This is a genomic window from Pseudomonas sp. FSO-7, from assembly GCF_059579345.1.
In genome coordinates, this window is sequence record NZ_CM184193.1 from 311758 (window position 1) to 330126 (window position 18369).

Genomic DNA, 18369 nt, shown 5'->3' on the forward strand with positions numbered 1-18369 from the left:
GCTGCGAAAAGATCAAAAGATCGCAGGCTTCGCCAGCTCCTACAGAGCCCGGCGGGAGCAAGCTCCCTCGCCACAAGAGCGGTGTTGGGCTTTATTTTTTAATGGATTGGCATTGTTAACAGGACAACCTGATGTGCCTGATCGTATTCGCCTGGCGCCCCAACCACGCCCAGCCGCTGATCGTGGCGGCCAACCGCGACGAGTTCTACGCCCGGCCGACCTTGCCCCTGGCCCAATGGCCGGACGCGCCCCATGTCCATGCCGGGCGCGATCTCGAAGCCGGTGGCACCTGGCTCGGCATCGGCGCCGAGGGCCGTTTTGCCGCGCTGACCAACATCCGCGACCCGGGCCAGATGCCGGCCTTCAAGTCGCGCGGTGAGCTGGTGGCGCGATTCCTGACCGGGAATCTATCGATTGCCGATTACCTGAGCGAAGTTGTGCCCCGCGCTGGCGAGTATGGTGGCTTCAACCTGCTGCTCGGCGATGGCACCGAGCTGTGGCACCACAACGCCCGCGATACCCAGCCCCAACGGCTGGCCGAAGGGGTCTATGGAGTATCGAACGCTGGGCTGAACACGCCATGGCCCAAATTGCTCAAGGCCCGGGCGGCCCTGGGCGAGGTGCTGGACGATCCGCAGCCCGAGGCCTTGTTGGCGTTGCTGAACGACCCACAACCCGCGCCGGTGGCGGAACTGCCGGACACGGGCGTCGGCCTGGCGACCGAGATGCTGTTGTCGAGTGTGTTCATTGCCAGCCCGGCTTATGGAACGCGGGCGAGTACGGCGTTGATTGTCCATGCCGATGGGACGCGGCATATGGTCGAGCGCAGTTTCGGGCCGCATGGGGGGCATTTGGGGGAGGTGGAGATCAGGATCTAGCTTTTGTGGTATCAGGTCTGCCCCAATCGCGAGCAAGCTCGCTCCCACAGGGGATCTCGGTTGTTCACAAAATTGGTGTTCACCGCAGATCCACTGTGGGAGCGAGCTTGCTCGCGATTGGGGCGCCGCAGGTTCAGAGCGTCTTGTTCGAGGCCGGATTGATCATCCGCGCCAACCCAAGGTTTTTCAGCGCCAGTTGCAGGGAGCTGTGGATCACTTGCGGGTTGTCGATGGTCATCACTTCCGCCAGCAATTCCTGGGCTTTGCTGAGGTTGATCTGGCGCAGCATCCACTTCACTTTCGGCAGATTGGTGGCGTTCATCGACAGGCTGTCGAACCCCATCGCCATCAGCAGCACCGCGGCCGCCGGGTCGCCAGCCATTTCGCCGCAGATGCTCACCGGCTTGCCTTCGGCATGGGCGTCACGCACTACATTCTGCAAGGCTTGCAGCACGGCCGGGTGCAGGTAGTCGTACAGGTCGGCGACGCGTGGGTTGTTTCGGTCCACGGCCAGCAGGTACTGGGTCAGGTCGTTGGAACCCACCGACAGGAAGTCCACCTGCCGCGCCAGCTCCTTGGTCTGGTACACCGCGGCCGGAATCTCGATCATCACGCCGACCGGCGGCATCGGCACGTCGGTGCCTTCGTCGCGGACTTCGCCCCAGGCCCGGTGGATCAGGTGCAGGGCTTCTTCCAGTTCATGGGTGCCGGAGATCATCGGCAACAGGATGCGCAGGTTGTTCAGGCCCTCGCTGGCTTTGAGCATGGCGCGGGCCTGGACCAGGAAGATTTCCGGGTGGTCGAGCGTCACGCGGATGCCGCGCCAGCCGAGGAACGGGTTGTCTTCCTTGATCGGGAAGTAGGACAGGGACTTGTCGCCGCCGATGTCCAGGCTGCGCATGGTCACCGGTTGCGGGTGGAAGGCGGCCAGTTGTTCGCGGTAGATCGCCAGCTGTTCCTTTTCGCTGGGGAAGCGCTGGTTGATCATGAACGGCACTTCGGTGCGGTACAGGCCCACACCCTCGGCCCCACGCTTCTGCGCCCGAGCGACGTCGGCCAGCAGGCCGGTGTTGACCCACAGCGGCATGCGGTGGCCGTCGAGGGTCACGCACGGCAGGTCCCGCAGGGCATCCAGGCCCAGGGACAGTTGCTTTTCTTCCTCCACCACATCGGCGAACTGCTTGCGCAGCACGTCGCTGGGGTTGGTGTAGACCTCGCCGTGGTAGCCATCGACGATCATCTGGATGCCGTCGACCTTGGAGTACGGCAGGTCCACCAGGCCCATCACCGTCGGGATGCCCATGGCCCGGGCCAGGATCGCCACGTGGGAGTTGCCCGAGCCCAGTACCGAGACCAGCCCCGCCAGCTTGCCTTCGGGCACTTCGCCGAGCATGGCCGGGGTCAGTTCTTCGCTGACCAGGATGGTGTTGTCGGGATAGACCAGGGTCTGCTGGCGCTCCTGCTGCAGGTAGGCCAGCAACCGGCGGCCAAGGTCCTTGACGTCCGAGGCGCGCTCGCGCAGGTAGGCGTCGTCCATCAGTTCGAAGCGGTTGACGTGGTCGGTCACCACTTGGCGCAGCGCGCCCTGGGCCCACTGGCCGGTCTTGATGACGGTGGTCACTTCGCTGCCCAGGGAGGCATCGTCGAGCATCATCAGGTAAACGTCGAACAGCGCGCGCTCTTCCGGGCGCAGCTGCGTCGCCAGCTTGGCCGACAGGGCCCGCATGTCGGCGCGCACGCCTTCGATGGCGGTCTTGAACAGGCCCAGCTCGGCGTTGATGTCGGTGATGGTCTTGTCCGGCACCACGTCGAGGTCGGCGGGCGGCAACATGACCACCGCCGTGCCCACCGCCGCGCCCGGCGAACCCGGCACGCCGACGAACTTGGCTTCCTGGATGCCCTTGCCCTGGCGCCCCAGGCCGCTGATCGAGCCGGTGGCCTCGGCGTGGGCGATAACCCCGGCCAGTTGCGCGCTCATGGTCACGAGGAAGGCTTCTTCCCCCTCGTCGAACTGGCGGCGCTCTTTTTGCTGGATGACCAGCACGCCGACGACGCGGCGATGGTGGATGATCGGTGCGCCAAGGAACGAGGCATAGCGCTCTTCGCCCGTTTCGGCAAAGTAGCGGTAGCGCGGGTGATCCGCGGCGTTTTCAAGGTTCAGGGGTTCTTCGCGCGTGCCGACCAGGCCGACCAGGCCTTCATTGGGGGCCATGCTGACCTTGCCAATGGAGCGCTTGTTCAAGCCCTCGGTGGCCATCAGCACGAAACGGTTGGTCTCGGGGTCCAGCAGGTAGACCGAGCAGACCTGGCTGCCCATGGCCTCTTTGACGCGCAATACAATAATCCCCAACGCCGCCTTGAGATCCTTGGCGGAGTTAACTTCCTGGACGATCTTGCGCAGCGTATTGAGCATGGCTCGGGGTCGAACTCCGTCGTCAGTCGCGCGTCAGCAGGCGCGGGGCAAGCTCTTTGAGAGCGCGTCGATACACTTCGCGCTTGAATGTCACCACCTGGCCCAACGGATACCAATAGCTGACCCAGCGCCAGCCATCGAACTCCGGTTTACCGGTCAAATCCATCCGCACCCGCTGCTCGTTGGAGATCAGGCGCAGGAGAAACCATTTCTGCTTCTGGCCGATGCACAGCGGTTGGCTGTGCGTCCTGACAAGGCGTTGCGGCAAACGATAGCGCAACCAGCCTCGGGTGCAGGCGAGTATTTCGACATCTTCCCGCTCAAGCCCCACTTCTTCATTCAACTCGCGGTACAAGGCCTCTTCCGGCGTCTCCTGGGGGTTGATTCCACCCTGGGGAAACTGCCAGGCGTCTTGATTGATACGGCGAGCCCATAGCACCTGCCCAGCATCATTCGTAAGAATGATCCCCACATTGGGACGGAAACCATCGGGATCGATCACGGCAACAACCTCGCAAACGCATGTCGCCGCATTGTTCCACAAAGGTTGTGAAAGCAGCAACGAGCGCCCCTAGCTTATGTGCACTCTTGTGAAAAGTCCGTATTCTGGACGCCTTTCTTCAGATTTTTCAGCGAGTAACTGCAATGCGGCTGGCTTTATTCGACTTGGACAACACATTGCTGGGTGGCGACAGCGACCACGCGTGGGGCGATTACCTGTGCGAGCGCGGTTTCCTGGACGCTGTCACGTACAAGGCACGCAACGACGCGTTCTACCAGGATTACCTGGCCGGCAAGCTCGACAACGCCGAATACCTGAATTTTTGCCTGGAAATCCTCGGTCGTACCGAAATGCACGTGCTGGAGCAGTGGCACCTGGACTACATGCGCGACTGCATCGAGCCGATCGTATTGCCCCAGGCCATCGAGCTGCTGAAAAAGCACCGTGACGCCGGTGACAAGCTGGTGATCATTACCGCCACCAACCGCTTCGTCACCGCGCCGATTGCCGAGCGCCTGGGTGTGGAGACCCTGATCGCCACCGAGTGCGAGATGATCGACGGGCGCTACAGCGGGCGCAGCACCGACATCCCGTGTTTTCGCGAGGGCAAGGTGACTCGCTTGAACCGTTGGCTGGAAGAAACGGGGCATTCCCTCGACGGCAGCTATTTCTATAGCGATTCGATGAACGACTTGCCGTTGCTGGAGGTGGTGACGCATCCGGTGGCGGTGGATCCGGATCCGAATCTTCGGGCCGAGGCCCAGAAGCGGGGTTGGCCGGTGATTTCGTTGCGTGGCTGAAATTGTCATCGCGAGCAAGCTCGCTCCCACAGAGGTTGCGTGATCGACACAAATCCCCTGTGGGAGCGAGCTTGCTCGCGATGAAAGCGCCGCGGTCCAAGCCTTAAACCGGCTTGGCCCCCATCAACCCCGCAATGGCAATAAAACAGACAACGCTGAACAGCGCCAAGGCAAACGTAAACTTCCCAGCGCCCGCCGCCGGCAGCTTGCGCAGTTTGTTCAGCCGCACCAGCAGCCAGAACCCCGCCAGCGCCGCCAAGGTGTAGAGCACGCTGGAAGCCAGCAGCCAGGTCTGTCCCAGCGGCCAGCCGACTTGATGAACCATCCACCAGCCGGTGAAGGGCAGGCTCGTCAGCGCCAGGATCATCACCAGCCAGACAAACAGCCGAGGGCGTTGCAGCGTGCGCGCAGGTGCCGTGGCATCGCCGTTGCGGCGCGTGCGCCAGACCCAGATGGCCAGCCCCAGGGCGCCCGCCAGCAGCAACACCGTGGCGACGACGTGAGCGATTTTCAGCGTGGTTAACGTTTCCATCGTTCGATTTCCTTATGACTTGCTCACAGCCTAGCCCGGCTTTATCAACCCAGGAACAGTTGGTAGGCCGGGTTATCGCTTTCATCCCAGTAGGGATAGCCGATTTCTTCCAGGGCGGCCGGGACCAGGTGGCGTTCATCGTGAGGCACTTGCAGCCCCGCGACCACGCGGCCGTCCGCCGCGCCGTGGTTGCGGTAGTGGAACATCGAGATATTCCAGCGCCCGCCCAGCTTGTTGAGGAAGTTGAACAGCGCGCCCGGGCGCTCCGGGAACTCGAAACGCAGCACCACTTCATCGATGACATGGGCCGCGTGCCCGCCGACCATGTGGCGGATGTGCAACTTGGCCAGTTCGTTGTCGGTCAGGTCCAGCACCGGGAAGCCTTGTTCGGTCAGGCTGGCGATCAGCGTGCTGCGCGGGTCGTTTTCCGGGTGGGTCTGCACGCCGACGAAGATGTGCGCTTCACTGCCGGTGTTGTAGCGATAGTTGAATTCGGTGATCTGGCGCTTGCCGACGGCTTCGCAGAACGCCTTGAAGCTGCCCGGCTTTTCGGGGATGGTCACGGCGATGATGGCTTCGCGGCCTTCGCCCAGCTCGGCGCGTTCGGCGACGTGGCGCAAGCGGTCGAAATTGACGTTGGCGCCGGAGTCGATGGCCACCAGGGTCTGGCCGCTGATGCCCCGTGACTCGACGTATTTCTTGATCCCTGCCACGCCAAGGGCGCCAGCAGGTTCGGTGATCGAGCGGGTATCGTCGTAGATATCCTTGATAGCGGCGCAGATCTCGTCGGTGCTGACGGTGATCACTTCGTCCACGTGGTGCTGGCAGATATCAAAGGTGTGCTGGCCAATCTGCGCCACGGCAACGCCGTCGGCGAACAGCCCCACGGTCGGTAGCACCACGCGCTCGCCCGCGGCCATGGCCGCTTGCAGGCAATTGGAGTCGTCCGGCTCGACGCCGATGATCTTGATGTCCGGGCGCAGGTATTTCACGTAGGCCGCGATCCCGGCAATCAGCCCGCCACCGCCCACCGGGACGAAAATCGCATCCAGGCGCCCGGGGTGCTGGCGCAGGATTTCCATCGCCACCGTGCCCTGCCCGGCAATGGTGTGGGGATCGTCATACGGGTGGATGTAGACGTAGCCCTTTTCGTCGACCAGTTTCAGCGAATAGGCCAGGGCCTCGGGGAACGAGTCGCCGTGCAGGACCACTTTGCCGCCACGCGAACGTACGCCTTCGACCTTGATTTCCGGCGTGGTCTTGGGCATCACGATGGTGGCCTTGACGCCCAGCACCTTGGCCGCCAGGGCCAGGCCCTGGGCGTGGTTGCCCGCCGAAGCCGTGACCACGCCGCGGGCGCGTTCTTCGTCACTGAGTTGGGTCAGCTTGTTGTAGGCCCCGCGAATCTTGAACGAGAACACCGGCTGCAAGTCTTCACGCTTGAGCAAAATGCTGTTGCCCAGCCGCTCGGAGAGCTGGCGGGCGCTCTGCAACGGGGTTTCTACGGCAACGTCGTAAACGCGCGAGGTGAGGATCTTTTTGACGTACTGTTCAAGCATCGGAAAGCATCACTGAGCGGGTTGGGCAGGGCCAAGGAGTCTAACCCGGCTTTTGGCCGGGCGACCACACGAATTAAGGCACTTTGAGCACAGAACCCCCCGTGGCGAGGGAGCTTGCTCCCGCTGGATCGCGAAGCGATCCCCCATCGATATACGGGGGGGATCAATTACGACGGCTTCGCAGCCGAGCGGGAGCAAGCTCCCTCGCCACACTGGATCGGTGCTATTCAGGCAATGACCAGGACCCTTTCGGCGCCTATAATGCCGGCCTTTCGTTCCCTCTCGGCACCTTCGGAGCCCGCATGACCCAGGATCAACTCAAACAGGCCGTGGCCCAGGCCGCCGTCGACCTCATCCTCCCGAAACTGGATGACAAGAGCGTCGTCGGGGTCGGCACCGGCTCCACGGCCAATTGCTTCATCGATGCGCTGGCGCAACACAAGGGCGCGTTCGACGGCGCGGTCGCCAGCTCCGAAGCGACCGCCGCGCGCCTCAAGGGCCACGGGATCCCGGTGTACGAGCTCAACACCGTCAGCGACCTGGAGTTCTACATCGACGGCGCCGACGAAAGCGACGAGCACCTGAACCTGATCAAGGGCGGCGGCGCGGCCCTGACCCGCGAGAAGATCGTCGCGGCGGTGGCCAAGACCTTCATCTGCATCGCCGACGCCAGCAAGCTGGTGCCCGTGCTCGGCGCTTTCCCATTGCCGGTGGAAGTCATTCCCATGGCCCGCAGCCACGTGGCCCGCCAGTTGGTGAAGCTGGGCGGCGACCCGGTGTACCGCGAAGGCGTGCTGACCGATAACGGCAACATCATTCTGGACGTGCATAACCTGCAGATCACCAATCCGGTGGAACTGGAAAGCCAGATCAACGCCATCGTGGGCGTGGTCACCAATGGTTTGTTCGCTGCTCGTCCGGCGGATGTGTTGTTGCTGGGGACTGCTGAAGGGGTGAAGACCCTCAAGGCTTGATCCGATGTTGTGACGGGTACAGTTGTGGCGAGGGAGCTTGCTCCCGCTGGGCTGCGCAGCGGCCCTTTTTTGTGAGCGCTTCGCACTCAAGCGGGAGCAAGCTCCCTCGCCACAATGATTTTAGGCCGCTCTTGAGTGATCAACATTGCTCGCTACAGGAGTCATTGCCTATCAATCGCCCTGCGGTTTCTTGAACACATAGAACAGGTTCGGCTCGCTCACCAGGTACAGGTTGCCATCGTCGTCCATGGCCAGGCCTTCGGCCTGGGGCACGGTTTTTTGCAGGCCTTGGCCGCCTTTGCTCAACGACAGCGTGCTCAGTGGCCGGCCGTCGATATCCAATTCGATAATCAACCGCGACTCATCGGACAGCGCCAGCAAGTGGCCGCTGCGTTCATCGTATTGCAGGCTCGAAAGGTCGCGCACGAACAGCCCGGCATCGCGCTTGGGGTTGTTGATCACATGGACCGCGTAGGATTTTTCCGGATTGTGGTGGGGAAACCCATGCACTTCATAAATCAGCATCGGGTCGCGCTCCTTCGCCACGAACAGGCGTTTGCCCACCGAATCGTAGGCCAGTCCTTCGAACCCCTTGTTGCCGCTCATGTGTACGCCGAGGGTCATCTGCTCGGCGTCGGCGGCGTCGAGGAATTGGGTGTCGTTTTCCAGATGAATCTTGATCAGACGCTGCTGGCGCTCGTCAGTGATGACGTAAGTGTCTTCGCTGATGAATTCCACCGCCTCCGGATCCCCGAAGCCGACCAAGGCGATGCGCCGCAAAATCTTGCCGTCCAGCGACAGCTCGATCAGCTCGGCATTCTTGTTGGTCACGGTGAACAGGCTCTTGCGGATCGGATCGAACGTCAGCGCGGAAACGTCATCGTCCAGGCCCTCGATCACCTGCGCCTCCACCGTGACCCGGTATTGGTCCAGGGCGATGGTCTCTTCGCTGGTGGGTTTCCAATAGGTGTTGAGGTTGAACCAGGCGCGCTCGAACAGGCGCAGGTGCTGGCCGGCGGCGATCAGGAGGATCAGCACCAGCGTCAGCAATAGCAGGATCAAGGGTTTGGGGCGGGCGAGTCGACGCATGTTGGGGTGGGCTCGGATGAGAACAGGTGAGTGGAAATACCACGGCTGCCTGAACTGAAACTTAATGGCTGTGTGCCACACCCTACAACGAAGGAAGACTTATCCTACAGAGTTAGTGCTGTCAGCGCTGTTTTTCGAAACGATAGAACAGGTTCGGCTCGCTGACCATGTACAGGTTACCGGCCTCATCGACGGTGACACCTTCGGCGCGGGGGATGGTGTCTTTCAGGCTGTTGAAGCCGCCCAGCAAGGTCATGAAGCTGACCTGCTCGCCTTTTTCGTCCAGTTCCAACAGCAGATGGGAGTCGGCCGAAAGCACCAGCGTATGGCCGGTGCGCGGGTCGATCGCCAAGGCCGAGAGGTTGCGCAGGTCCAGTTCATTGCTGACATGGATCTGCTTGTCGCCCTTAAGCTGTTGACTGCCGTCGCTTTTCCAGGTGAACAATGCCGGCGGGCGTTCTTCGCCGAGTATCAGTTGCTGGTTGCGCGGGTCCCAGGCGATCGCTTCGAACCCTTTGTTCTGGTTCTTGGATGGGCCGAGATCATAGTGGGGGAAGTCGGTATTGTTCAGTTCGCGGGTATCGGCATCGACGTGGACGATGGTCAGGGTGTGACTTCGCTCGTCGGTGATGGCCAGTAGGCCGTTTTCCATATAAGCCACGCCCTCCGGATTGCTCCAACCCACCAAGGGCATCTTGCGCAGCACGTCGCCTTGCAGGGTCAGTTCCGCCAGGAACGGCTTCTTGCCCATGACTGCGAACAGGGTCTTGGTCTGCGGGTTGTAGGTCACATCGGACGCCTCGTCCTTCTCCATGCCCGGTAGCGGCTTGGCGTCGATCACGGCGCGGTAGTCCGGCAACCAGATGCTTTCCTGGCGCTGGGCCGGGCTCTGGAAGTGCTCCGATAGCCAAAGCAGGCCGCGGTCGTCCCAATGCATCGCAAACGCCAGGCCATAGGCGGCGGCCACCGCCAGCAGCGACCAGGCATACCAGGGCAGGGCGAAGCGCGAGCGGCGGGCAGGTTTGGCGGCAGGCAGTGCTTGGGTTTTGGCCATCGGGGAATGCGTTCCAGAAAATTCGGCTAGGGGAGTGGCTGGCTCAGATGCCGCATTCCCCGGAATTATCCGGATGGCATGTGAAAAAAACGGTAAAACTTCGGTCTTCAGGGAAAGCTGGATCTCTAATGTGGGAGCGGGCTTGCTCGCGAATGCGGTGTATCAGAACGATATATGTCGACTGACACTCCGCATTCGCGAGCAAGCCCGCTCCCACATTAGATCAGCAGTGGCCACAAAACCGAGTTAGCGAACGCTGCTTTCGAAACGGCTCGCCCCCGGCAGTTCCAGGACCAGTTCATCGCCTGCATTCAGCGGCCCGACGCCCGCCGGGGTGCCGGTGAGGATCACGTCGCCGGCCTGCAGCGAGAAGCAACCGGCCATGTATTGGATCATCGGCACGATGGGGTTGAGCATCAGGCTGCTGTTGCCATCCTGGCGCACTTCACCGTTGATGGTCAGGCGCACGGGGATGTCGGTCAGGTCGGCAAAGGTATCTTTCGAGACAAATGGAGCGATCACCGCCGCGCCGTCGAAGGACTTGGCCACTTCCCATGGCAGGCCCTTGCCCTTGAGCTCGGCCTGTTTGTCCCGCAGGGTCAGGTCCAGGGCCGGGGCGAAGCCGGAGATCGCGTCCAGTACTTCTTCAGCGCTGGGCTTGGTGGACAACGGCTTGCCGATCAGCACGGCGATTTCCGCCTCGTAGTGCACCGAGCCACGGTCGGCGGGAATGCTGAAACCGCCTTCCAGCGGCACCACGCAACTGCCCGGCTTGATGAACAGCAAGGGTTCGGTGGGCACCGGGTTATCCAGTTCCTTTGCATGTTCGGCGTAGTTACGGCCAATACATACCACTTTCCCTAGCGGAAAATGAATACGTGTACCGTCGACATACTGGTGCTGATAGCTCATTACCGACTCCTGCTTCTGGGGTTCATCAGGTGTTTTAGGCGTCAAATCGCGAAAATCTTGCCCGGGTTCATGATGCCGTTCGGGTCGAAGACGGCCTTCACGGCTTTCATGTATTCAATTTCCACCGGCGAACGACTATAGGTCAGGTAGTCGCGCTTGGTCATGCCCACGCCGTGTTCGGCGGAAATCGAGCCGTTGTACTTCTCGACGGTTTCGAAGACCCATTTGTTCACGGTGGCGCACTTGGCGAAAAACTCATCCTTGCTCAGGTTTTCCGGCTTGAGGATGTTCAGGTGCAGGTTGCCGTCGCCGATGTGACCGAACCAGACGATTTCGAAGTCCGGGTAGTGTTCGCCCACGATCGCGTCGATTTCCCGCAAGAAAGCTGGGACTTTCGAGACGGTCACCGAAATGTCGTTCTTGTACGGCGTCCAGTGGGAAATGGTTTCGGAGATGTACTCGCGCAGCTTCCACAGGTTTTGCAGCTGGGTTTCGCTCTGGCTCATCACGCCGTCCAGCACCCAGCCCTGTTCCACGCAGTACTCGAAGGTTTCCAGGGCGTGGTTGGCGACTTCCTCGGTGGTGGCTTCGAATTCCAGCAGGGCGTAGAAGGGGCAGTCGGTTTCGAACGGCGCCGGTACGTCGCCACGCCCGAGGACCTTGGCCAGGGCCTTGTCGGAGAAAAATTCGAAGGCGGTCAGGTCCAGCTTGCCCTGGAAGGCGTGCAGCACCGGCATGATCGAGTCGAAGTCCGGGGTGCCGAGCACCATGGCGGTGAGGTTTTTCGGGGCGCGGTCCAGGCGCATGGTGGCCTCGACCACGAAGCCCAGGGTGCCCTCGGCGCCGATGAACAGCTGCCGCAAGTCGTAGCCGGTGGCGTTCTTGATCAGGTCCTTGTTCAGTTCCAGCAGGTCACCCTTGCCGGTGACGACCTTCATGCCCGCCACCCAGTTGCGGGTCATGCCGTAGCGAATGACCTTGATCCCGCCGGCATTGGTGCCGATATTGCCGCCAATCTGGCTGGAGCCTGCCGAAGCGAAGTCCACCGGGTAGTACAGGCCATGTTCTTCAGCCTTGTTCTGCAGTTGTTCGGTGACCACGCCCGGCTGGCACACGGCAGTGCGGTCGGTCAGGTTCACGTCGAGAATCTGGTTCATGTAGTCGAATGACACCACCACTTCGCCGTTGGCGGCCACGGCCGCGGCGGACAGCCCGGTGCGCCCACCCGACGGCACTAGCGCGATGTTGTGCGCATTGGCCCAGCGCACGATGGCCTGGACCTGTTCGGTGGTCTTGGGAAAGACAATGGCCGAAGGCGCCGGGGCGAAATGCTTGGTCCAATCCTTGCCGTAAGCGTTCAGGGAGTCGGCATCGGTCAAGACCTTGCCAGGCTCAACCAGGGTCTTCAGCTCATCTATCACGGCAGGATGGGTCATCGACAGAACTCTCGAACAATTCATGGTCATCCTGAGAACGCTTCACGTCGCAGGAATGAGTGTTTGCGGGGGGCATATGCTAGCATACCGACCCCGCAGCGTAGTGCCCAACGGCTGTTCTGCGGCGACGGCTGTCACGCCGGTCGGGCCAGCATGCGCTGTCCGATTCCCTGCCATTTTTCTCCGGGACACAGGTTTACGCAGATGAGCAAGACTTCTCTCGATAAGAGCAAGATCAAGTTCCTTCTTCTCGAAGGCGTCCACCAATCGGCTGTCGACGTCCTCAAGTCGGCGGGCTACACCAGCATCGAGTACATCACCAGTTCTCTGCCGGAAGCCCAGCTCAAGGAAAAGATCGCCGATGCTCACTTCATCGGCATTCGCTCCCGTACTCAACTGACCGAAGAGATCTTCGACCACGCCAAGAAACTGGTGGCGGTCGGCTGCTTCTGCATCGGCACCAACCAGGTTGACCTCAACGCGGCTCGCGAGCGCGGTATCGCGGTGTTCAACGCGCCGTACTCCAACACCCGTTCCGTTGCCGAGCTGGTGCTGGCCGAGGCGATCCTGCTGCTGCGCGGCATCCCTGAGAAGAACGCTTCCTGCCACCGTGGCGGCTGGATCAAGAGCGCGGCCAACTCCTTCGAAATCCGCGGCAAGAAGCTGGGTATCGTCGGCTACGGCTCGATCGGCACGCAGTTGTCGGTACTGGCTGAAGGCCTGGGCATGCAAGTGTACTTCTACGACACCGTGACCAAGCTGCCCTTGGGCAACGCCACCCAGGTCAATGACTTGCACGAGCTGCTGGGCATGTCCGACATCGTGACCCTGCACGTGCCGGAAACCGCCGCCACCCAGTGGATGATTGGCGAGAAGGAAATCCGTGCCATCAAGAAGGGCGGGATTCTGATCAACGCCGCGCGTGGCACCGTGGTCAAGCTCGACGCCCTGGCCGACGCGATCAAGGACAAGCACCTGATCGGCGCCGCCATCGATGTGTTCCCGGTGGAGCCTCGCTCCAACGACGACATCTTCGAAAGCCCGCTGCGTGGTCTGGACAACGTGATCCTGACCCCGCACATCGGCGGTTCCACCGCGGAAGCCCAAGCCAACATCGGCCTGGAAGTGGCGGAGAAACTGGTCAAGTACAGCGACAACGGTACGTCGGTATCGTCGGTGAACTTCCCGGAAGTGGCCTTGCCTGCTCACCCTGGCAAGCATCGCCTGCTGCACATCCACGAAAACATCCCGGGTGTGATGAGCGAGATCAACAAGGTCTTCGCCGAAAACGGCATCAACATTTCCGGTCAGTTCCTGCAGACCAACGAGAAAGTCGGCTACGTCGTGATCGACGTCGACGCCGAATACTCGGACCTGGCGCAAGAGAAGCTGCAGCACATCAATGGCACGATTCGTTGCCGCGTGTTGTTCTAAGGCGCAGTAACGAGCTACTAGCCGAATAAAAACGGGAGCCTCGCAAGGGGCTCCCGTTTTTTCTGTCGTACACATAACCTGTGGGAGCGGGCTTGCTCGCGAAGGCGGTGTGTCAGTCGATGTATTTCTGGCTGATACACCGCCTTCGCGAGCAAGCCCGCTCCCACAGGGTTTTGCGGTTCTTCAGTGAGTGCCGTTACTTCACATTCACCGTGATTTTCTTGGATACGATCGACGGGTCGAATGGCATGTGGCCGGTGTCGCCCAGGATCAATTGCAAGGTGTGCTTGCCCGGGGCCAGTTTGATGGTGGTCTCGGTTTGTGCCTTGCCGAAGTGCACGTGGTTGGCGTCGGTTGGAATCGGCGCACCGGCGGCAGGCAGCTTGTCGACATCGATCAGCAAATGGTGATGGCCAGTGTTCTTGGTCATATCGCCGGCCGGGGCCAGGGCGATGTTCTTGACGCCGAACTTGACCTTGAATTCCTGGGCGACGGTGGCGCCGTCTTCCGGGGAAACGATGAACACTTCAGCACCTTTGGGCGCCGGTGTCGCGGCGCTTGCCAGCATCGACGCGCCCAATAACAGACCGGCCAACGCGGCACGAGACATAAAGCTTTTCATTTTTTTCTCCAGTTTTTCCATGAAATCCGCCTGGCCATCACAACTTCATGACCAATCGTTGTCGAAGCCTGCAACAACCATAGCAAAGCGAGCCTGAAACGAGCGTCGCTTGTACAAATACAAAGGAGTGACCATGCGCTTTCTGCCTGGCCTGATTTGCCTGCTACCCCTTTTGAGCCCCCTGGCTCATGCCGAACTGATCGATGACATCAATGACCGTGGCGAACTGCGCATTGCCCTTGAGGCCAACACCGCGCCCTTCAACTTCAAGGAAGACGGCAAACTCACCGGCTTCGAAGTGGAACTGGGTGAAATGCTCGCGGCTGAACTCGATGTACGGCCCGACTTCGTGGTCACCGATGCCGCGGATCTGCTGCCCGGCGTGGAGAGCGGCAAGTACGACGTCGCCATCAACCACATAGCAATGACCCCGGAACTGGCCGAACGTTTCGACCTCAGTGCCGCTTATAGTCGTCCGGATGCGCAACTGCTGGCGAGCAAGGAGGAGCCGCAGCGTCCGTTGGTCATGGCACAGTCGTTCCAGCCGGAAGAAAAGAGCGGCCCGCCGCCGAGCCTGGTGATTCCGTTCCAGAAGGGCAATCCGGCGTTCAAGGCCAGCCTGGACAACGCCCTGACGCGTATCAAGGATGACGGGAGGTTGGAGCAGTTGTCGCAGAAGTGGTTGAAAAAACAGGAGTGAAGCTTCCAGGCGATGAGGCCAAACCATCGAGCTTCATTGATTGTTGCACCGCTATCGCGAGCAAGCTCGCTCCCACACTTGATCAGTTGTGAACTCATAAACTGTGAGCACCGCAGTTCCAATGTGGAAGCGAGCTTGCTCGCGATGGCGCCCTCAAATCCTAAGCAGGTCTACGCCAGACACTCGCCAACCAAGGCTGCTGCTCTCGCGGCAGCCCAGCCGGTCGGTAGTAATGCTCAAGCTCTACAAAGCCCGCTTCCGTGAGCAAGGTGCGCCAGGCCCCAAGATCGTGGTAGGCGCCGAAGCGCTGGCCGTTCCAGCCTTCCTGGTTTTCGCCCCGAGGGTTCGAGCTGAACAGCACGCCGCCGGGCTTGAGCGTGGCGTGCAGTTGCTTGAGCACCCGTGGCAGTTCCTGGACGGGGACATGAAACAGCACCGCGTTGGCGAAAATCCCGTCAAAGCGTTCGACCGGCAGGTCGAGTTCCAGGAAGTCCTGCTGCCACACCTCACAACCGCTGTCCTGGCGCGCCATCCGGGCAAATTCCTCTGAACCGTCGAGGCCGACCGCGACATGGCCCATGGCCGTGAATGTGCGCAGGTCGCGCCCCGGGCCGCAGCCGAAATCCAGGATGTGCAGCGGTGCCTGGCCCTGGATATGGCGCAGCAGGGCGTCGATGTTCTGGCTGACATCGTGGTCGCGGGTGCCTTCGCGAAAACTCTCTGCCACGGCGTTGTAATGGCCCAGGGTCGTGGCGGTGATGGCGTGCAGGTCGTCGGTGGTGTGTTTCATGGGTGTGGGCTTGGGTGAGGAGTGTCAGCCGACTATACCGCAAGCCCACAGGTCAACTGCTCCCATAGGTCAGCGTTTATTCAAGCCGCGCGCCAGGCGGTCACCACCCAATTGGATCACGGCGACCAATGCCACCAGCAACACGATCACCGTGAGCATGATCTGGCTGTCGAAACGTTGGTAGCCGTAGCGGTAGGCGATGTCGCCCAGGCCGCCGGCGCCGATCGCTCCGGCCATGGCCGAGGAGTTGATCATGGTCACCAAGGTGATGGTAAAACCGCCGACGATGCCCGGCAGGGCTTCAGGCAGCAGCACATGCCAGACAATGTGCCAACGCCGGCAACCCATGGCCTGGGCCGCTTCGATCAGGCCATGGTCGACCTCCCGCAGGCTGACTTCGGCGATACGGGCGAAGAACGGCGTGGCGGCGATGGTCAGCGGTACGACCGCGGCCCACACGCCATAGGTGGTGCCGACGATCAGCCGGGTGAACGGAATCAGCGCCACCATCAGAATCAGGAACGGTATCGAGCGGAACAGGTTCACGAACGCGCCCAGAACCCGGTTCAAGGCCGGTGCTTCATAGATCCCGCCCTTGCCGCTGGTGACCAGGATCACCGCCAGCGGTATGCCCGCCAGCAACGCAATCAACGACGACACGCCGACCATCAGAAACGTGTCGATGAACCCCTGCAACAACCGATCAAACCACATAACCCAGCACCTCCACCCGTTGCGCCCAATTGCCCGCCCGTTGACGCAGTTCCTCGGCGCCCCACGACGAGGCGCTCACGGCCAGTAGCAGTTGCCCCAGCCCGTGGCCCTGAATCCGTTCGATGCCGCCGTGCAGCAATCGCACCCGTCCACCGAGGGCGCTGAACAAGGCGGCAAGATCCGGTTCCTCACGCTCTATGCCGGTGAATTGCAGGCGCAGCACGGTTGCCGCGTCCGCCGACGCCGGCTGCACCTGCAAGCGACTTTGCAGTTCTTCCGGTATGGCGTGTTGCAACGGTGCCAACAGCGTCCGGCTGACCTCGTGTTGCGGGTTGCCGAACACTTCCCAGACCGGTCCCTGCTCGACGATCCGCCCCTGCTCGAGCACCACCACCCGGTCGCAGACTTCGCGAATCACTGCCATTTCATGGGTGATCAAGACGATGGTCAGACCCAGCCGCTGGTTGATCTCACGCAGCAGGCCGAGGATCGACTGGGTGGTCTCCGGGTCCAGGGCCGAGGTGGCTTCATCGCACAACAGGATCTGCGGGTCATGCACCAGCGCCCGGGCAATCCCCACCCGCTGCTTCTGTCCGCCGGAAAGCTGCGCCGGGTAGGCTTGGTGCTTGCCTTGCAGGCCGACCAGTTCCAGCAGCTCGCGGACTTTGCGCTGGCGCTGCGCCTTGGGCACGCCCGCGACTTTCAGGGGCAGTTCCACGTTCTGCCACACGGTCTTGGCCGACATCAGGTTGAAGTGTTGGAAGATCATGCCGATGCGCCGGCGCAGCTCCACCAGGCGGTCTTCATCGAACTCGCCGATGTCTATCTGATCGATCAGCACCCGGCCGCTGGTGGGTTGTTCGAGGCGGTTGATGGTGCGGATCAGCGAGGATTTGCCGGCACCGCTGCGGCCGATGATGCCGAATACTTCGCCACGCTGAATCGCCAGGTCGATGCCTTGCAGCGCGGCCACCGGGCCCTGGGCACCGTTGTAGGTCTTGCCCAGGCCGATGAAGCGCACATGGGCGCGATTCAGCTCTGGATGCAGTTCAGTCTGTTCGGCGCTGTGGGGCGTGGGGGCTTCATGTCGGAGTCGCGCGTTGACGGCGTTCATGGTCAGCCTTCCCAGCCGGCTTGGTAGAGCTTGCCGTGGGCCTTGTCCAGGGCGGCGCGCACGGCGGGCGAGTGCTGGTAGATATCGACGAACTTGGCCAGCCGCGGGTCGTCCTTGCTCTTGGGTTGGATCACGAACTGAATCACGTATTCCTTGTGATCGAGGCCATCGAACAGCAAGGCCGACGTGGCATCGAAGGTTTTCGCCAAGCGGATGTAGGCCGGGTAGCCCTGTACCAGGTCGGCATCTTCATAAGCGCGCACCAGTTGCACGGCTTCGACCTGGAGGATCTTGAGTTTTTTCGGGTTGGCGACGATGTCGTCTTCGGTGGCCTTGTAGCCGACGCCTGGCTTGAGGCTGATCAGCCCGGCCTTGGCCAGCAGTTGCAGGCCGCGACCGCTGTTGATCGGGTCGTTGGCAATGGCGACGCTGGCGCCTTCGGGCAGTTCGTCGAAACTTTTGTATTTTTTCGAATAGAGACCGACGTTGTTGATGATCCCCGGCGCAAAGGGCACCAGGTCGAACCCGGCCGCGGCCTTGGCATTTTCCAGGAACGGGATGTGCTGGAAGTAATTCACGTCGATGTCACCGGAGGCCAGGCTGACGTTGGGCGCTATCCAGTCGCTGAACTCCACCAGCTCGACCTTCAGGCCTTGCTTGCCGGCTTCTTCGACCGCTGCTTCCAGGGGAATGGCGAACGCGGCGGTGGTGCCGATCTTCAACGGTGCGTCGGCGGCAAACAGCGCCGAGCTGAACAGGCCGAGGGCCAGGGCCAGTGCTTTGACTGACAGGGTCAGGAGTTGCTGGGTCATGTCGGATATTCCAGTCATTAATGGATGAGTCGCA

18 protein-coding genes are annotated in these 18369 nt (G+C 61.5%); 5 read left to right on the top strand and 13 right to left on the bottom strand.

Annotated features, from left to right (window positions below; translation table 11 throughout):
• Positions 1 to 131 precede the first annotated feature (131 nt).
• Positions 132 to 878, top strand: a complete 747-nt coding sequence (locus tag AC515T_RS01325) for an NRDE family protein (RefSeq protein ID WP_496531146.1) — start codon at positions 132 to 134, stop codon at positions 876 to 878.
• A gap of 133 nt (positions 879 to 1011) precedes the next feature.
• On the opposite strand, the gene ptsP is transcribed toward AC515T_RS01325, so the two are convergent.
• Positions 1012 to 3291, bottom strand: a complete 2280-nt coding sequence (ptsP, locus tag AC515T_RS01330) for a phosphoenolpyruvate--protein phosphotransferase (RefSeq protein WP_053180992.1) — start codon at positions 3289 to 3291, stop codon at positions 1012 to 1014.
• 22 nt (positions 3292 to 3313) lie between these two features.
• A complete protein-coding gene (locus AC515T_RS01335; protein WP_003186867.1) occupies positions 3314 to 3793 on the bottom strand; it encodes an RNA pyrophosphohydrolase in 480 nt (159 codons plus the stop codon).
• Positions 3794 to 3936: 143 nt separating this feature from the next.
• Here AC515T_RS01335 and AC515T_RS01340 point away from each other — a divergent pair, with 143 nt between their 5' ends.
• A complete protein-coding gene (locus AC515T_RS01340) occupies positions 3937 to 4593 on the top strand; it encodes a histidinol-phosphatase (protein WP_496531147.1) in 657 nt (218 codons plus the stop codon).
• A gap of 103 nt (positions 4594 to 4696) precedes the next feature.
• Here AC515T_RS01340 and AC515T_RS01345 read toward each other — a convergent pair whose 3' ends face one another.
• Complete coding sequence (locus tag AC515T_RS01345; protein WP_496531148.1) at positions 4697 to 5125, bottom strand: DUF2269 family protein; 429 nt, start codon at positions 5123 to 5125, stop codon at positions 4697 to 4699.
• 44 nt (positions 5126 to 5169) lie between these two features.
• Positions 5170 to 6684: a threonine ammonia-lyase, biosynthetic gene (ilvA, locus tag AC515T_RS01350; protein WP_496531149.1), complete on the bottom strand. Its 1515-nt coding sequence runs from the start codon at positions 6682 to 6684 to the stop codon at positions 5170 to 5172.
• Between the two features lie 302 nt (positions 6685 to 6986).
• Between ilvA and rpiA the strand changes: the two genes are divergently transcribed.
• Positions 6987 to 7658: a ribose-5-phosphate isomerase RpiA gene (gene rpiA / locus AC515T_RS01355; protein WP_496531150.1), complete on the top strand. Its 672-nt coding sequence runs from the start codon at positions 6987 to 6989 to the stop codon at positions 7656 to 7658.
• A 171-nt stretch (positions 7659 to 7829) separates the two neighbouring features.
• Here the strand turns inward: rpiA and AC515T_RS01360 are convergent, their stop codons facing one another.
• The 4 genes from AC515T_RS01360 to AC515T_RS01375 all read right to left on the bottom strand — a co-directional run bounded on the left by AC515T_RS01360 (position 7830) and on the right by AC515T_RS01375 (position 12149).
• On the bottom strand, positions 7830 to 8747 hold the full coding sequence (locus AC515T_RS01360) for an SdiA-regulated domain-containing protein (protein ID WP_496531151.1): 918 nt from the start codon (positions 8745 to 8747) through the stop codon (positions 7830 to 7832).
• Positions 8748 to 8868: 121 nt separating this feature from the next.
• The gene (locus AC515T_RS01365) at positions 8869 to 9801 is read right to left on the bottom strand and encodes an SdiA-regulated domain-containing protein (RefSeq protein WP_496531152.1); all 933 of its coding nucleotides are present in this window, start codon (positions 9799 to 9801) and stop codon (positions 8869 to 8871) included.
• A gap of 246 nt (positions 9802 to 10047) precedes the next feature.
• Positions 10048 to 10713, bottom strand: coding sequence for a fumarylacetoacetate hydrolase family protein (locus AC515T_RS01370; protein ID WP_496531153.1), 666 nt, complete (start codon positions 10711 to 10713; stop codon positions 10048 to 10050).
• A 41-nt stretch (positions 10714 to 10754) separates the two neighbouring features.
• On the bottom strand, positions 10755 to 12149 hold the full coding sequence (locus tag AC515T_RS01375; RefSeq protein WP_496531154.1) for a D-2-hydroxyglutarate dehydrogenase: 1395 nt from the start codon (positions 12147 to 12149) through the stop codon (positions 10755 to 10757).
• Positions 12150 to 12353: 204 nt separating this feature from the next.
• Between AC515T_RS01375 and serA the strand changes: the two genes are divergently transcribed.
• Positions 12354 to 13583, top strand: a complete 1230-nt coding sequence (serA, locus tag AC515T_RS01380) for a phosphoglycerate dehydrogenase (protein WP_122565165.1) — start codon at positions 12354 to 12356, stop codon at positions 13581 to 13583.
• Positions 13584 to 13779: 196 nt separating this feature from the next.
• Here the strand turns inward: serA and AC515T_RS01385 are convergent, their stop codons facing one another.
• Positions 13780 to 14205, bottom strand: coding sequence for a DUF4399 domain-containing protein (locus AC515T_RS01385; protein ID WP_496531155.1), 426 nt, complete (start codon positions 14203 to 14205; stop codon positions 13780 to 13782).
• Positions 14206 to 14338: 133 nt separating this feature from the next.
• Between AC515T_RS01385 and AC515T_RS01390 the strand changes: the two genes are divergently transcribed.
• Positions 14339 to 14905, top strand: coding sequence for a transporter substrate-binding domain-containing protein (locus AC515T_RS01390; protein ID WP_122565166.1), 567 nt, complete (start codon positions 14339 to 14341; stop codon positions 14903 to 14905).
• Between the two features lie 160 nt (positions 14906 to 15065).
• On the opposite strand, the gene AC515T_RS01395 is transcribed toward AC515T_RS01390, so the two are convergent.
• From AC515T_RS01395 to AC515T_RS01410, 4 genes are all read right to left on the bottom strand, one after another.
• Positions 15066 to 15695: a class I SAM-dependent methyltransferase gene (locus tag AC515T_RS01395; protein WP_496531156.1), complete on the bottom strand. Its 630-nt coding sequence runs from the start codon at positions 15693 to 15695 to the stop codon at positions 15066 to 15068.
• 69 nt (positions 15696 to 15764) lie between these two features.
• Positions 15765 to 16409, bottom strand: coding sequence for a methionine ABC transporter permease MetI (locus tag AC515T_RS01400; RefSeq protein ID WP_490144226.1), 645 nt, complete (start codon positions 16407 to 16409; stop codon positions 15765 to 15767).
• Entirely contained in the window at positions 16399 to 17523 is a 1125-nt protein-coding gene (locus AC515T_RS01405; RefSeq protein WP_496531157.1) for a methionine ABC transporter ATP-binding protein, read from the bottom strand. Before AC515T_RS01405 ends, AC515T_RS01400 begins: the two co-directional genes overlap by 11 nt.
• A 2-nt stretch (positions 17524 to 17525) precedes the next feature.
• Complete coding sequence (locus tag AC515T_RS01410; protein ID WP_496531158.1) at positions 17526 to 18335, bottom strand: MetQ/NlpA family ABC transporter substrate-binding protein; 810 nt, start codon at positions 18333 to 18335, stop codon at positions 17526 to 17528.
• Positions 18336 to 18369 lie beyond the last annotated feature (34 nt).

Bases quoted from the DNA above. Each gene is read 5' to 3' on its own strand.
- AC515T_RS01360 (WP_496531151.1), bottom strand. From the start codon at position 8,747: ATGCGTCGACTCGCCCGCCCCAAACCCTTGATCCTGCTATTGCTGACG.
- AC515T_RS01375 (WP_496531154.1), bottom strand. From the start codon at position 12,149: ATGACCCATCCTGCCGTGATAGATGAGCTGAAGACCCTGGTTGAGCCT.
- AC515T_RS01395 (WP_496531156.1), bottom strand. From the start codon at position 15,695: ATGAAACACACCACCGACGACCTGCACGCCATCACCGCCACGACCCTG.
- AC515T_RS01390 (WP_122565166.1), top strand. From the start codon at position 14,339: ATGCGCTTTCTGCCTGGCCTGATTTGCCTGCTACCCCTTTTGAGCCCC.
- AC515T_RS01400 (WP_490144226.1), bottom strand. From the start codon at position 16,409: ATGTGGTTTGATCGGTTGTTGCAGGGGTTCATCGACACGTTTCTGATG.
- AC515T_RS01410 (WP_496531158.1), bottom strand. From the start codon at position 18,335: ATGACCCAGCAACTCCTGACCCTGTCAGTCAAAGCACTGGCCCTGGCC.
- AC515T_RS01365 (WP_496531152.1), bottom strand. From the start codon at position 9,801: ATGGCCAAAACCCAAGCACTGCCTGCCGCCAAACCTGCCCGCCGCTCG.
- AC515T_RS01325 (WP_496531146.1), top strand. From the start codon at position 132: ATGTGCCTGATCGTATTCGCCTGGCGCCCCAACCACGCCCAGCCGCTG.
- AC515T_RS01340 (WP_496531147.1), top strand. From the start codon at position 3,937: ATGCGGCTGGCTTTATTCGACTTGGACAACACATTGCTGGGTGGCGAC.
- AC515T_RS01405 (WP_496531157.1), bottom strand. From the start codon at position 17,523: ATGAACGCCGTCAACGCGCGACTCCGACATGAAGCCCCCACGCCCCAC.
- ilvA (WP_496531149.1), bottom strand. From the start codon at position 6,684: ATGCTTGAACAGTACGTCAAAAAGATCCTCACCTCGCGCGTTTACGAC.
- AC515T_RS01345 (WP_496531148.1), bottom strand. From the start codon at position 5,125: ATGGAAACGTTAACCACGCTGAAAATCGCTCACGTCGTCGCCACGGTG.
- AC515T_RS01385 (WP_496531155.1), bottom strand. From the start codon at position 14,205: ATGAAAAGCTTTATGTCTCGTGCCGCGTTGGCCGGTCTGTTATTGGGC.
- AC515T_RS01370 (WP_496531153.1), bottom strand. From the start codon at position 10,713: ATGAGCTATCAGCACCAGTATGTCGACGGTACACGTATTCATTTTCCG.
- rpiA (WP_496531150.1), top strand. From the start codon at position 6,987: ATGACCCAGGATCAACTCAAACAGGCCGTGGCCCAGGCCGCCGTCGAC.
- serA (WP_122565165.1), top strand. From the start codon at position 12,354: ATGAGCAAGACTTCTCTCGATAAGAGCAAGATCAAGTTCCTTCTTCTC.
- ptsP (WP_053180992.1), bottom strand. From the start codon at position 3,291: ATGCTCAATACGCTGCGCAAGATCGTCCAGGAAGTTAACTCCGCCAAG.